Here is a 14,109-nt window from a genome sequence, read left to right as displayed (position 1 = left end):
TCACCGGCCGGCCGCCTCCCGTCGCGGCACCGTCAGGACCCGGTCGGCCCCCGCGGTGAGCGTGATCCAGGACGCCGCGCCCGGCTCCGCCGCACCCGCCGGGGCACCGGGCGGCGGGCCCGTACGCAACTCGACCCTGACGTCGCGTGCCGGACGGAGCACCGCGGTGACCTCGTCCGGGGTCCAGGTGAGGTCCAGCGCCGCGCCGAACCGGGTGCGGACGCCCCGGAGCGAGCCTCGCGGGTACGCGGCCGGGAGCGCGGGCAGCAGGACCAGCCGGCCCGGCGTGGACTGCACCAGCATCTCCAGCACGACGGCCGGCAACGCGTGGGCGGCGTCCGCGTTGTAGACGTCGCGGGCCGGGTAGTGCGCGCTCATCAGCGAGTCGTGGAAGAAGTCCCCGGCCAGTACCGACGCGAGCGCCGAGGACACCCGAGAGCGGTCCCGCAGCCGCGCCGCGACCAGCGCGTGGTGCAGATGGCCGTGGGCCGAGTCGTTCTCCGAACCCCGCAGCGCCAGCGCGCGGTGAGCGGCGCCGGCCAGCCGAGGGGTGTCGTACGGGTTGATCTCGTCGAGCGGCCACACCGGGTAGAGATGGCTGAGGTGGCGATGGTCGTACGTCTCGCGCAGTCCGGGCCAGGCCCACTCCGCCAGCGCGCCGTCCTCGTTGACCAGGTAGTGCGGGAGCCGTCCGGCGAGACTCCGCCAGTGGCCCGCGTCCGGGTGCCCGGGGGCGAGGTCCGCCGCCGCGGTGAGCGCGTGGCGGGCCGCCGCGATGTCCATCGTGGCGTTGACGGCGCCCCAACTCGCGTTCGCCGGGCGGTTCTCCGGCGAGTACGAGGGGACGATCGCCACACTCCCGTCCGGACCCTCGCGCGTGAGGAAGTCCGTGTAGAAATCGGCGACTTCGACACAGGCCGAGACCAGTGACTCCCAAACCGCGCCGGTGGCCGCCGCGTGATCGAGCAGGGGTTGCAACAGCCAGTCGGCGCCTGCCGTCCACAGGTGCAGCGGATAGGCCCGCTGGAAGTGGCGGGTGTGGCCCGACTCGCCGTCCGAGTGGGAGGGAGCGACGATGCCCCGGGTGCCGAAGAGCGCCCTGGCGTTGTCCCGCCAGTGTTCCAACTGGCCCTCGATCAGGCGAGTATGGGCGTCCAGCACCTCGGGCAGATCCGCCGCGGAGGCCGAGGACACCTGGAGGTTGAGGTTGGCGTTGGTGGTGAAGGCCCCCGACCATGCGGTGTCCCAGTCGCCCGTCCACAAGCCGGTCAGCCGTGGTGGCAGCAGCCCCGACGCGGAGAGCAGGTGGTAACGGCCCGCCGCGAACAACCGCTCCAGCAGCGCGGGGCTGTCCGGGTGGCGCAGCAGTTCACTGCCCGGCAGGCTCCGACGGGCCGGCTCCTCGTCGTGCAGGGAGAACGCGCAACGGGCGAAAGCGCCCCGGTGCAGGGGCATGTGACGGTCAAAAAGCTCGGCGTAGCCGGTGTCCGGCAGGGCTGCCCACTCGGCTTCGAGATCGGGGTCGCCGAGTCCACGGCGCACCCGGGTGAGCAGCAGCACGCTCTGGGCGCCCGTGACACGGATGCCGTCGCCGTCCACCGACACGGTGCCGCCCTCGGCGCGCAGCGTCGTCACGCCGAGACACGACAGTTCGCCGTCCGGGTAGCGCAGGCGCAGCGCGAGGCGGGCGCCGTGCGGTGTCAGCACCGTCGAGCGGCCGACGGCCAGACCCGCCGGAGCGCCGGGCAGGGCCGGGTCGAGCGAGACCTCGACGGCCGGCGCCAATCCGGTGATGCGCTGCGCGATCACGTCGTCGGCCCGCGACACGAACACCTGGCTGCGCCAGTGGCCCGAGGAGGCGGTGGTCTCGCCCGAGGTGAAGTCCACCTCGCGGCGGTAGGGCGACGATTCGGGTCCGGCCGGGGGAGCGGTGTCCCCCGGGCCCTGGGGCGCGAGGCCGTCCGTCCCGGAACGCCGCACCCGGGTCTGGAACGCCGGGTGGAACGGCTGTACCCACACCAGCGGCCGGCCCGCGCCGAAGCGTTCGGCCGCCTGGGTGTCCCCGGCCAGCAACGCGTCCTGGAGCGGGCCGAGTTCCCCGGACAGTTCCGGCGGGCGCAGGTGCTCGCTGCCGTTGGGCCGGACGAGGGTGTGGTGGTTGACGATGACCCGGTCGTCGACCGGGTCGCCGTACACCATCGCACCGTGGTGACCGTTCCCGCTGAGGAAGGCGTCCTCCCAGCGGACGGCGGGCCGCGGCTCCCAGGTGCCCCGGATCATGCCGCGCCGACCGGCTTGAGAGCCGCCACGCCGTAACGCCCCAACTCCACGGTCCCGTCCGTCCTCGCGCCGCTGAGCACGTCGACGTGACTCCCCGGAAGCTCCACGGTCACCTCGCCCCGCCCGTGGTGGAAGAGGAAGAGCAACTCGCCCCGGCGTACCGCCTCCACACCCTCCGGCAGTCCCGCCACCACCGGCCGGACACCCGCCTCGCCGGCCACCCGGCCGAGCAGTTCGCGCAGGGCCGCGGGCTCCGGCAGGGTCGAGACGTACCAGGCGCCGCCCTTGCGGAGCACGGCGGGCAGCCCGTCCAGTTCGCCGCCCCGGTAGGCGGCCACTGTCTCGCCGGTGCCGTCCGCCTCCAGCTCCTCCGACCACAGCAGACCCCGGAAGCCGTCGCAGTCGACGCCCGCCTCCGGCTCGACGGGCCACCATTCGTGGAGCGTGCGGATCGAGAAGAGCGCCCGCAGGCGTGCGTCCATCCCGCCCGGCCGGATGCGGTCGTCCACGTCGGCGACGCCGGTGAAGAACCCGCTGACCAGGGTGCCGCCGCCCGCCACGTACGCGACCAGGTTGTCGACGGCCGCGTCGCTCAGGAGATAGAGCTGCGGCACCACGACCATCCGGTAGCCGCTCAAGTCGGCCTCGGGGCGGGCGAAATCGGTCGCGGTGCCGTTCTCCCAGAGGGCCCGGTGCCAGGCTTGTACGAGCTCCGGGTAGTCCAGGTGCGCGGAGGGGCGGCCCTCCTGCGCACTGCCCCACCAGGCGTCCCAGTCGTGCAGCACCGCGACGTCGGCCAGGGCGTGTGCGCCGCTCACCTCCGGTGCGAGGGTGGCCAGTTCGGCGCCGATGCGGGTGATCTCCCCGAAGGCGCGTCCATCGGGACCCGCGTGCGACACCATCCCGGAGTGGAACTTCTCCGAGCCCTGCCGGGACTGGCGCCACTGGAAGTAGCAGACGGCGTCCGCTCCCCGGGCCACCGACTGGAGGGACCAGAGCCGGTTGAGCCCTCGGGGCTTCGGGTGGTTCACCGGGCGCCAGTTGACCGCGCTCGCGGCCTGCTCCATCAGCATCCACGGTCCCCGGGCCTGCGAGCGCGTCATGTCGGCGAGCATCGCGTTGTACTGCCCCGCTCCCGGGTCCGCCGGGTCCGGGTAGACGTCCACCGAGACGACGTCCTCCTGGCCGGCCCACGCCCAGGCGTCCTGCCCCGACCACAACGGCATGAAGTTGGACGTCACCGGGAGGGCGGGGGAGTAGCGGCGCACGATGTCGCGCTCGGCGGTGTAGCACTCCATCAGGGCGTCGGAGGTGAACCGCTTGAAGTCGAGTACCTGCGTGGGGTTGCGCGTGTACTGGGCCTTGCGGGGCGGCAGGATCTCCGCCCAGGTGTCGTACCGCTGGCTCCAGAAAGCCGTCCCCCAGGCCTCGTTGACCGCTTCGAGGGTGCCGTACCGGTCGGCGAGCCAGCGGCGGAAGTGCGCCGCCGTCTCGTCGCAGTAGCAGTGCGTGCAGTACTCGTTGTTGATGTGCCACATGGTCAGCGCCGGGTGGCCGGCGTACCGGGCCGCCAGGTCCTCTGTGAGAGCCGCGGCGTACCGGCGGTACACCGGTGAACTCGCGCAGAAATGCTGGCGCGAGCCGTACCAGACGACCGAGCCGTCCTCCGCGCGCGGCAGCGTCTCCGGGTGCAGAGCGCCCATCCACGGCGGCGGGGAGGAGGTCGGGGTGGCGAGGACCACCCCGATGCCGTTCTCCTCCATGAGCCCCAGCAGTCGGTCGAGCCAGTCGAACTCCCTGGCACCCGGGCGGGGTTCGATCTTCGCCCAGGAGAAGACGCCGAGTGTCACCGAGTTGACTCCGGCCTCCTTCATCAAGGCCACGTCCTCGGCCCACACCTCCTCGGGCCACTGCTCGGGGTTGTAGTCGCCGCCGAAGAGAAGGCGGCCACGGGTGGCGTCACGCAGGGACGGCATGGTGTTCTCGATCCTCATTCCGGTTCGGCGTACTGGATGCCCCGGCCGTTGGTGCCCAGATACACCCGGCCGTGGACGCGGGGGTCGCCGGTGATCACCTCACCGGTCCACCCCCACTGGTGCTGGTCGTCGTTGATGCGGATCCAGGTGGCGCCCGCGTCGTCGGAGCGCAGCACCGCCACCCCGTCGTGCGTCGCGGAGACCCGACCCGTCTGGAAGAGCGCGGGGAAGCCCGGGCGCCGGGATCGGCCCTTCTGCGAGGAAGGGGCGGCCTTTCCGAAGCCCAGGGCGTGCGACTCCTGGACGCCGGCCACGGCCGTGAACGTGCCTGCGCCGTCCGTCGAACGGTGCAGCCCCCCGGTCTTCGCCGACAGCCAGAGGTCGCCCGTCCGGCCCGGTGCGGCGGCCATCTTGAACTGCGCGTCTCCCCAGGGCAGTCCGGTGGCGCCGACGGTGAAGGAGGCGCCGCCGTCCGTGGAGCGGTGGACGGTACCGGTGTCCGTGTCGTACGCGTAGAAGCGGTCGGGGTCCACCGGGTCGGCGACGGGGGTCGCGCCCTTCGGGAACGTCGACACCTCGCTCCAGCTCGCGCCGCCGTCCGTGGACCGGTGCGCCGGGTACTTCGTGCCGTCCCAGTGGATGAACGTCCAGAGCAGGGTCTTCCCGTCCGCGCTCACCGCGATCGGCCCGGGCGCGGAGGCCGCGATCTCCGGCTGGGACGCGAACGGCTGCCAACTGGCGCCTCCGTCGCGCGAGTACGCCCCGGCGGCATTCGACCCCGAGGGCCAGCCGGTCCGTACGACGTACGAGGGGAGGCCGGCGGCGAGGGCCAGGCCGGTCGCGGTGCCGAACACCGGCGTGGACGCCATCCCGCGCGAGGGGGAGGCGGTCAGCGACTCGTGGTACATCACCCCGATGTCTCCCAGCCCGCTGAGCAGCCGGGCGCCCCGGGCGGTGGGCGGTGCGACCAGGTGCCGTACCGACGACTCCTCCAGGCCCCGGATCTCCGGCGCCCAGTGCACCAGGTCCCGGGTGCCGAAGACCGTGGCGCCGGTCCCGTAGACGATGTGGCGCGAGTCGAACGGGTCGACCGCGACGGCCTGGATCCACCAGCCGAACTTGGCCTCCCCGCCCCAGCGCAGATAGGGCGTCTCCGACACGTCCAGCACCGCCGTGTCCTTGAGGGAGATCCAGGTGCGTCCGTGGTCGGTGGAGCGGAAGAGCGTGTCGACCTGCGCCCAGCGGTTGTTGGTGGAGACGACGACCGTGCCGGGACGCCGGGCGTCCACCGCGATCCCGCCGTAGCCGAACGCGTCCGCCCCGCCGGGGACGACCGGTGTCACGTCCGACCAGGCGCCCGTCACCGTGTCCAGACGGTGCACCGCTCCGTCGCTCTGGTTGTTCGGCCCCGGACCGTTCGCCCAGCTCACGTACAGGGCACGGGAGCCGGCGTCGTACGCCGCGCGGACGGGCACCCGGGTCGCCCCGTCGGCCACCGGCGCGCCGGGGACGGGCTCCCACCCGCCGGACGGGGTCGAGCGGTACAGCGAGGCGGCGCCGTCGCCCCAGCCCGCGTACACCGTCCGCCCGGCCGCCACCAGCAGGGTGACCCCCTGGCCGGACGCGGACGGCACGGCCGGGAAGGAGGTGTCCGGGGCCCAGGTGGCGCCCCGGTCCGTGGAGCGCAGCAGACCGTCGTGGCGGGTGCCGAGCCAGAGGGTCCCGCTGTCGCGCGGGTCGACCAGCAGCCGTTCACCGGTGCCCCGCCCGTCCTCGTTGGCGCCGAGCCGCACCGTGAGGTCCGTACGGCTCCAGGTCGCGCCCCGGTCCTCGGAGCGCAGCACCGCCCCCGGGGACGCCCAGGACTGGGCGTACGTGCCGAGCGCGAGGTACACCCGGTCCGGGTGGGCAGGGTCCACGGCCATCGCCTCGACGCCGAGGAGGTTCCAGTCGTCCCAGCCCGTGAAGTCGGTGAGGGCCGTCCAGTGGGCCTTCGCCGCGTCCCACCGGTAGGCGCCGCCGATGTCGGTGCGGGCGTAGGCCAGTCCGCGCGCCGACGGGTGGAACAGCAGACCGGTGACGAACCCGGTGCCGCCGATGGCGGCGGTACGCCAGCGGTACGCCTCGGTCCTCGGCCGGCCGGAGGGCCGTTCCGCCGCCGAGGCCGTACCGGCGGCGGGCAGGACGCACGCGGCGGCGGCGACCGCCGCGGCCCCGGCCAGGACCGAACGGCGGCCGGGCGGAGCCGGCACGGCGGGAGAGGGAGCGCGGTCGGAACGGAACGCGGGCATGGCGGAGTCCTTCCGGAGCGGGGAGGGGCGGGGTGAGGCGGGGGATCGGGGCCGTGCGGGGGACGCTCCGTGCCGCGCGCGGGAGGTCCCGGCGCGCGGCACGTGGGGCAGGGGGAACGCGGTGGGCTCAGCCCTTCACGGCCCCGGTGAGCATCCCCTTCTGGAAGTGCTTCTGGACGAACGGCGACAGCACCGCCACCGGGATCAGCGCGAGGACCATGACGGCCATCTGGACCGCGAGGCTGTTGATCTGCCCGCTGCTCACCGCCGCTCCCATCGCGCCCGGCGGCACCTGGTGCTGGAGCACGAGTTGACGGAGGATCATCTGGAGCGGGTACTTGTCGCTGTCCTGGATGTAGAGCATGGCGTTGAACCACTGGCTCCAGTAACCCACCGCGTAGAACAGCGAGATGACCGCGACCACCGCGCGGGAGAGCGGCATGACGATCTGGAGCAGGATGCGCCACTCACCGGCGCCGTCGATCCGTGCCGCGTCGATGAGTTCGGGGGCGGTGTCCATGAAGAAGCCGCGGAGCACCAGGATGTTGAAGACGGAGATCGCGCTCGGCAGGATCATCGACCAGTAGCTGTTGCTCAGACCGATCCCGGTCACCAGCAGATACGTGGGGATGAGTCCCGCGCCGAAGAACATCGTCGCCATGAGCGTCATCAGCAGCGGCCGGTGGGCGATCGAGTCGCGTCGGCTGAGGCCGTAGGCGCACAGGATCGAGATCACCATGCTGAACACCGTGCCGACGACGGTCAGTCCGATGCTGACCATCGCCGCCCGGGTGACGGCGCCGCCGCTCAGCAGTTCCTTGTACGCGACGAAGGTGATGCTCTTCGGCCAGACGACCAGCCCGCCCGCGTCGTTGATGGCCTTGGTGTCGGAGAGACTGGTGACGACCACCACCCAGATGGGGATGAGGATCACCGCGCAGATCGCGACGAGGCCGAAACCCTTGAAGGCGAGACCGGCCTTCGTCGGCTCGTCCTCCCAGGCGGGGCGCGATTCGGTGCCGAGGAGGCGCTGGAGCGGGGTGCGGGCCGGCGCGGTGTCCACGGGCCACCCGCCCGGAGTCTTTTCGAGGTCCAGGAGAGTCGTCATTTCTTGGAGTACACCCCCTGCTCGCCCAGCATGTGGGCGACCTTGTTCGCGCCCAGCACCATGGCGACGCTGAACAGTCCCTTGAAGATCCCGGCCGCGGCGGCGTAGCCGAAGTCACCGGTTTTGATGCCCGTCCACCAGATGTAGGTGTCGAGGATCTCGGACGCGCCGGCGCCCACCTGGTCGCGCTGGAGCAGGATCTGCTCGAAGTCCAGGTTGAGCGCGCTGCCGACCCGCAGGACCAGCAGCAGGGCGATCACCGGGCGCAGCGCGGGCAGAGTGACGTGCCACATGCGGCGCCAGCGTCCCGCGCCGTCCACCGCGGCGGCCTCGTAGAGGTCGGTGTTGACGGCCGCGAGCGCGGCGAGGAAGACGATGACGCCCCAGCCCGCGTCCTTCCAGACCGCCTGAGCGGTGACCAGGAACTTGAAGAACCCGGGGTTGGTCATCAGGTCGAAGCCTTCGTGGCCGTGTTCGCGCAGCCACTGCGCGACGAGGCCGGCTCCGCCGAACATCTGCTGGAAGACGGTGACGACGAGCACCCAGGAGAAGAAGTGCGGCAGGTACACGATCGCCTGCACCCACGCACGCACCCGGGAGCTCATCACGCTGTTCAGCAGCAGCGCGATGGCGATCGGGATCGGGAAGAAGAGGATCAGCTGGGTCAGGAAGATGACCAGCGTGTTGATCAGGACTTCCCAGAAGCGGTAGTCGTCGAAGATCCGGGTGAAGTTGTCGAAGCCGACGAAGGGGCTGCCGGTGATGCCCAGGTCGTAGACGTCGTAGTTCTGGAACGCGACGATGTTCCCGAGCAGCGGTATGTAGTTGAAGATCAGCAGCAGCGCGATGGCGGGGAGCGTCATCAGGATCAGCGTGCGGTCCCGCCGCAGCCGGTGCCGCCAGGTGATGCCGCCGGGCAGCAGGCCGGAGGCCGGACTGCCGCCGCCCTTGGCCGTCTTGCCGAAGCGGCCGCCGCGCGCGCGGGCAACCGTACCTCCGCCGGCGGCGCGTGGCCTGTCCGTACCGTCCTTGACTCCGTCGTCCGACGTTCCGCCGTCGGACGTCACGTCCGACGATCCGGCATCCGCTGTTCCGCCGTCCCGCGCGGTGGTCAGACCGTCCTCGCCGGACGGGACGTCGGTCCCGTCCGGCGTGCGGCCCGTGCCGGCCGCCTCCGTGGCCCGTGGCTTCACCGTGAGCTCCCCATGTCGTGCTGCTCCGCCCCGGCCGCCGGGCGTCATCGCGCCCGGCGGCCACTTTCGTCTGTGCGTGGGTCCTGCCGTCTGCCGCGTGCGGTCAGCTGCCGGAGCCGTTCTTGTCGAGGATGTCCTGGTACCAGGTGCGGAGCTCGTCGCCACCGCTCTGCTTCCACGTGGAGACCGCCGCCTCCAGGTCGCTGACCTTCTTGCGACCGCGCCGGATGTCCTTCTGCAGGTCGTCGAAGGGCGTGTACAGGGAGGCGTAGCGCTGGGGCTCGACGATCTGCATGCCGAAGAAGAGCGGCTTCTTGATGTTCGGCGCCTGGCGGGCCATCCACCCCGCGTAGTCCTGGACCAGCTTCGGCTCGTCGGGGAAGGCGATGGTGTGCGGCGGGGAGGCGAGGAAGAGGAAGGTGGAGGGCTGTGCCTCCTGGATGCCCTGGTCGGTGAAGGTCGGGACGCCGTCCTTCACGTTGTAGTGGGTCCCCTGGACGCCGTAGTTGGTGAGCATGAACTCCTCGGTGCCGTAGGGGGCTGCCGCGAAGTCGGCGATGGCGAGGAACTCCTCGATCTTCGCCTTGGGGAGCTTCTTGCTGAGGAAGGTGTAGATGCCGGCCGGGTCGTCCTGCCAGAGGACGGGCTTGCCGCCGTCGGCCGAGAAGAAGTCGAGCGCCTGCATGTCGAACTTCGGGTTGGCGGCCTTCTGTTCGGTCACCATGCCCTTCCAGCCGCCGGTGCCGTCGTTGTACATGACGATGTGGCCGCTGGTGAAGCGGATCTTGGAGTCCGCGTCCTTGTTGGCCTCGGCGTCCGGGTGGACGTAGCCGAGGTCGTGGAGCTTGCGGGCGAAGGCCAGGGCCTCGCGGTACTCCTTGGTCTCGATCTTGTGGACGAGCTTGCCGTCCTGGAGCTGCCAGTAGTGCGGGGCGTCCGGCAGCACGCCGTAGAGCTTCTGGATGCAGGTCCACAGGTCGTCGAAGGCCCAGACCTTGCTCTTCGGGGCGGTGTACTCCTTGCCGAAGGCGAGCAGGTCGTCGGCGCTGGCCGGGACCGCGCCGGAACCGACGATGTCCTTGCGGTAGAAGATCGCGTTGCCGATGACCGGCGACGGCATGGGCAGCCCGCGCAGCTTGCCGCCGAAGACCGAGTACTGCCAGGCGCCGGTGGGGATGTTGGCGAGGTTCGGGTACTTCTTCACCCCGTCGCCGGCCAGGTAGGGGCTGAGGTCGGCGAACTTCGCGGTGATGGCGTTGCGGATCTGGCCCTGCATGTTCCAGCCCGGGATGGTCACCGCGTCCGGGATGTCGTCGCCGGCGAGTACGGCACCGATCTTGTCCTGGTACGTGTTGCCGTCCTGCGGGTCGAAGTTCAGCGTCGCGCCGACCGCCTTGTTGACCGCGGTGTAGTAAGGGTTGTCCTTCTTCGGGACGGTGCCCCACAGCGGGGTCATCACCCGGAAGGAAGATCCCTTGCCAGGAACGGACTTGACCGACTTCGCCAGCGGGTCGGGCAGCTTGGCGAACCCGGGGCTCGATCCGTTGACGCTGGCCACGTCGGGCTGCACCAGGTTGGAGGGCACGTAGCTCGGCACGACCTTGCTGAGCGCCTTGCCGCTCGTCGTGCCCTCCCGGCTCCCCGAATCGGAGCCGGAACCGCCGCACGCGGCCAGCAGCGGTACGCCGCCCGCCACGGCCACCGCAGCGAAGGCGCTCGAAGCCAGGAAGCTCCGGCGGTTCGGCGTTACGGCGCGGAGGCCCGGAGCACCGCTCTCGGACCGGTTCGTGGCGGGGGAGGAATTCGGCGTCATTGCGTCAACCCTTCATGGCGCACCAGGACGACACACGGCGGGCGACCGCCGTTCGGTTCCTGAGTCTGAGGTGGGCGTAACTGGACGGAACCGCCCGGATCGGGCGGTACGACCGGGCGGTGACGGCTTGAAGTCACCACCGGCGGCGAGACCGGGAGTGGACCACGGAGGACCAAGCCGTCCGAGGCACTTTCCGGAGACACCGGCTGAGCACCCTCGAAGTGCTGTCGAAGCGCTTCGATGTTGCAGCGAGGTTAAGTGAAGGGGGCCAGCCGCACAAGAGTTCGCCCGCACATTCCTCGGAGCTGTTTCCGTAACGTTTCCCGCGTTCCTGGGCGGCTCCTGTGAGCTGGGCAGGCCGAGTAGACCCGCCGTGCTCTTGACACTTGGCCGGTCGTACGCGGAGCATCGAAGCGCTTCGAAAGATCACCAGCTGATGTTCCGAAGGACCCGTGGCAGCCCATGGCTCCGCCAGACCTCCCACCTTTCCAAGGGGACCCGCACGTGACGGACCTTCCGCTTCCCTTCCGCGACCCGCAGTTGCCCTTCGAGGCCCGCGTCGACGACCTGCTCCAGAGGCTCACGGCCGACGAACGGATCGCGATGCTGCACCAGTTCGCCCCGCCGGTGGAGCGACTGGGGCTGGCGGCCTTCCGTACCGGCCAGGAGGCGCTGCACGGTGTCGCCTGGATGGGCGGGGCGACCGTGTTCCCCCAGGCCGTCGGTCTCGGCGCCACCTGGAACGACGACCTGGTGCGCCGGGTCGGTGAAGCCGTGGGCGACGAGGTGCGGGCCAAGCGCCGGAGCGACGACCGGGTCGGCCTCAACGTCTGGGCCCCGACAGTGAATCTCCTGCGCCACCCCCTGTGGGGGCGCGGCGAGGAGGGCTACTCCGAAGACCCCGCGCTCACCTCCGCCATCGCCGTCGCCTACACCCGCGGCCTGCGCGGCGAGCACCCCCGCTACTGGCGCACCGCCCCGGTCCTCAAGCACTGGCTCGCCCACAACAACGAGACCGACCGCGACACCGCCTCCTCCTCCGTGCGCCCCCGTGTCCTGCACGAGTACGACCTGCGCGCCTTCCGCGACGCGGTCCGCGCCGGAGCGGTCGCCGGGGTGATGCCTGCCTACAACCTCGTCAACGGCCGCCCCAACCACGTCTCCCCGCTGCTCGCCCAGCAGTTGAGGCAGTGGACCGACCAGCCGCTCGTCGTCTGCTCCGACGCCGGCGCACCCTCCAACCTGGTCGACTCCGAGCACTACTACGACACCCACGAAGAGGCCACCGCCGCCTCCCTCAAGGCGGGCGTCGACAGCTTCACCGACCACGGCACGGACTCCTCCGTGATGACCGGCCGCATCCGCGACGCGCTCGCCAAGGGACTCCTCGACCCCGAGGACATCGACCGGGCGGTGCGCAGGCTGCTCCATCTGCGCTTCGCGCTCGGCGAGTTCGACCCGGAGCTCGACCCCTACGCGGACACCGACGCCTTCGACACCCCCGCCCACCGCGAACTCGCCCTGGAGGCAGCCGAACAGGCCGGGGTGCTGCTCAAGAACGACGGCCTGCTGCCGCTCGCGCCGCGCGCTGGACACAAGATCGCGGTCGTCGGCCTGCTCGCCGACGCCTGCAAGCTCGACTGGTACAGCGGTACTCTGCTGCACCGCTCGACCCCGCTCGACGGAGTGCGCGCCCGCTACGGCGCGGACGACGTGCTGTACGCCGAGGGCGTCGACCGGGTCCTGCTGACCTGTGACGAAGGCCAGCTCCTCGTCCCGGCCGCCGGGGCGGGGACCGGCGGCGCGCGCGGCGAGGAAGGCGCGCTCGACCCGGCGCTCCTCACCGGCCGCACCGACCTCCCGCCGCTCGTCGCCGCCCCCGAGGGCACCGCCCTCGCCCTGGTCGACTGGGGCGACGGCGTCCTCACCCTGCGCACCGGCGAGGGGCTCTACCTCTCCGTCGCCGAGGACGGCTTCGTGCGCGCCTCCGCCGAGGAGCCGGGCGGCTGGATCGTCCAGGAGACGTTCCGCCTGGAAGCGGTCGAGGGACACGACGGAGGACACCGCCTTCTGCACATCGGTACGGGTGGGTACGTGTCTGTCGCCGCCGACGGCGCAAAGGTTGCCGAGAACGGCGAAAAGATTCCGGCGGACCGCGCCACCGTCCTCGCCGTCGAGACCGTCGAGCGCGGCGCGGACGAGGTCGCACGGGTCGCGGCCCAGGCCGACACCGTCATCGTCGTCGCCGGCAACGACCCCCACATCAACGGCCGCGAGACCGAGGACCGCACCACCCTCGCCCTCCCCGCCCAGCAGGAGGACCTCTGGCGCGCAGCGCACGCCGCCAACCCGCGCACCGTGCTGGTCCTGACCTCCGCCTACCCGTACGCCGTACCGGAGGCCGACGCCACGCTCCCCGCCCTGGTGTGGACCGCCCACGGCGGCCAGGCCGCCGGCACCGCGCTCGCCCGCCTCCTCGCCGGAGACGTCTCCCCGGCCGGCCGGCTCCCGCAGACCTGGTACGCGTCCGACGCCGACCTGCCGGACCTGTTCGACTACGACGTCGTCGGATCCCGCCAGACGTACCTGTACTTCGACGGCGCCCCGCTCTACCCGTTCGGCCACGGCCTCTCCTACGCCTCCTTCGCGTACGAGGACCTCACCGTCGCCCGCGAGGACGACCTGCTCCGCGTCGGCCTGACCGTCACCCACGGCGGCGGGGCCGCCTCCGACGAGGTCGCCCAGCTCTACGTCCGCCGCACCGGACCCGACGCCGCCCGGCTGCCGCTGCGCAAACTGGTCGGCCACCGCAGGCTGCACCTCGCCCCCGGCGGCTCGGAGCGCGTCGAATTCCTGGTGTCCGTCTCCGAACTGGGTCACTGGGACGTGGCGCACGGCCGCTGGACCGTGGAGCCCGGCGGGTACGAGCTGCTGGCCGGGGCGTCCAGCGCGGACATCCGGCTCACCACCTCGGTGGAGCTCGGCGGAGAGCCCTCCGGGCCCCGCCCCGTCCTCGCCGCGGGCATCGAGGCGGCCGACTACGACGAGCAGCACGGCACCGAGATCGTCGACCGCGCGAAGACCGACGGCGACGCGGTCACCACCACCGGAGCCGAAGCGGACGGCGGCCGACTGGTCTTCGAGGGGTGCGACTTCGGGCCGGGCGTGCGCAGTGTCACCGTCCACGCCGCGGGCGAGGGCACGGTCGAGATCGAGACGGACGGCGCCGCAGCCGCCGTCGACGTCCCCGCCACCGGCGGCCCGTACGACTACCGGTCGGTGACCGCGGCCTTCGGCGCGGACGGGGTGGCGGAACTCCGGGTCACCCTGCGCGGGTCCCTGCGCCTCGCCCGCCTCACCTTCGCCCCCTCGGGAGCGTCCGAGTGACCCGGTACCCCGCCGCAGCAGCGCAGCCTCCGCTCACCACCGCCCCCGGAAGAGAGTCCTC

Annotated in this window: 7 protein-coding genes; 1 reads left to right on the top strand and 6 read right to left on the bottom strand. The window is 71.7% G+C overall.

Annotation, left to right across the window (positions count from 1 at the left end; genetic code table 11):
• The 6 genes from OHT52_RS01770 to OHT52_RS01745 all read right to left on the bottom strand — a co-directional run bounded on the left by OHT52_RS01770 (position 1) and on the right by OHT52_RS01745 (position 10,661).
• Positions 1-2,280: a glycosyl hydrolase family 95 catalytic domain-containing protein gene (locus OHT52_RS01770; protein ID WP_328718309.1), complete on the bottom strand. Its 2,280-nt coding sequence runs from the start codon at positions 2,278-2,280 to the stop codon at positions 1-3.
• On the bottom strand, positions 2,277-4,256 hold the full coding sequence (locus OHT52_RS01765; RefSeq protein WP_328723580.1) for a beta-galactosidase: 1,980 nt from the start codon (positions 4,254-4,256) through the stop codon (positions 2,277-2,279). Before OHT52_RS01765 ends, OHT52_RS01770 begins: the two co-directional genes overlap by 4 nt.
• A 14-nt stretch (positions 4,257-4,270) precedes the next feature.
• Positions 4,271-6,547: a WD40/YVTN/BNR-like repeat-containing protein gene (locus OHT52_RS01760; protein ID WP_328718308.1), complete on the bottom strand. Its 2,277-nt coding sequence runs from the start codon at positions 6,545-6,547 to the stop codon at positions 4,271-4,273.
• Positions 6,548-6,674: 127 nt separating this feature from the next.
• Positions 6,675-7,655, bottom strand: a complete 981-nt coding sequence (locus tag OHT52_RS01755; protein WP_328718307.1) for a carbohydrate ABC transporter permease — start codon at positions 7,653-7,655, stop codon at positions 6,675-6,677.
• Positions 7,652-8,848 (bottom strand): ABC transporter permease, encoded by a 1,197-nt coding sequence (locus tag OHT52_RS01750; protein WP_328718306.1) that lies wholly within the window; start codon positions 8,846-8,848, stop codon positions 7,652-7,654. Before OHT52_RS01750 ends, OHT52_RS01755 begins: the two co-directional genes overlap by 4 nt.
• Positions 8,849-8,951: 103 nt before the next feature.
• Positions 8,952-10,661: an extracellular solute-binding protein gene (locus OHT52_RS01745; RefSeq protein ID WP_328718305.1), complete on the bottom strand. Its 1,710-nt coding sequence runs from the start codon at positions 10,659-10,661 to the stop codon at positions 8,952-8,954.
• 504 nt (positions 10,662-11,165) lie between these two features.
• Here OHT52_RS01745 and OHT52_RS01740 point away from each other — a divergent pair.
• Entirely contained in the window at positions 11,166-14,048 is a 2,883-nt protein-coding gene (locus OHT52_RS01740; protein ID WP_328718304.1) for a glycoside hydrolase family 3 C-terminal domain-containing protein, read from the top strand.
• Positions 14,049-14,109: the final 61 nt, after the last annotated feature.

The sequence above is a fragment of the Streptomyces sp. NBC_00247 genome (assembly GCF_036188265.1).
In the GTDB taxonomy this organism is placed as follows: Bacteria; Actinomycetota; Actinomycetes; order Streptomycetales; family Streptomycetaceae; genus Streptomyces.
Note: the sequence above shows the minus strand (reverse complement) of the source record. Positions and strands in the feature narration are given on the sequence as shown.